This is a genomic window from Gilvimarinus gilvus (genome assembly GCF_030518155.1).
Classification (GTDB): domain Bacteria; phylum Pseudomonadota; class Gammaproteobacteria; order Pseudomonadales; family Cellvibrionaceae; genus Gilvimarinus; species Gilvimarinus gilvus.
The window spans coordinates 1-457 of the sequence record NZ_JAULRU010000535.1 but is presented as its reverse complement, the minus strand read 5'-3'; the positions used below and the strand labels follow the sequence as shown (position 1 = coordinate 457).

Here is a 457-nt window from a genome sequence, read left to right as displayed (position 1 = left end):
CGATGGCCAGGCCACCAGCATGACCACCAACCTGCCAGCGTCGGTGACCAGCGTGACCATGGGTACCAACGGATCGGAAATGATGCTCAACCTGGCCGGGCTGGGCAGTGTTGCGCTTTCCAAAATTCAAAGCATCGGCATCTAGGGCCTGAGCAAAACGACAGGAGTTACACATGTCTTTCAACATCGGCCTTAGCGGCCTCTATGCAGCGAACAAGGCCCTTAACGTTACCGGCAACAACATTGCCAACGTCGCCACCACCGGTTTCAAATCGTCGCGTGCCGAGTTCGCCGACCAGTACTCCAACTCCATTCGGGGTACCAGTGCCGGCAAGAGCGTGATCGGCACCGGCGTCAAGACCGCCGCGGTTTCCCAGCTGTTCACCCCGGGCAACATCAATGCCACCGGCCAGGCGCTGGACATGGCCATCGATGGCAACGGTTTCTTCGCCCTGAA

2 protein-coding genes are annotated in these 457 nt (G+C 59.1%); both read left to right on the top strand.

Going from position 1 to position 457, the window contains the following annotated elements; genetic code table 11:
• A partial coding sequence (locus QWI17_RS23650) for an FLgD tudor-like domain-containing protein (protein ID WP_368045339.1) occupies positions 1-145 on the top strand: 145 nt, incomplete at its 5' end.
• A gap of 28 nt (positions 146-173) precedes the next feature.
• Positions 174-457: flagellar hook-basal body complex protein (locus tag QWI17_RS09965; RefSeq protein ID WP_302722358.1), on the top strand; the 284-nt coding region annotated here is incomplete at its 3' end.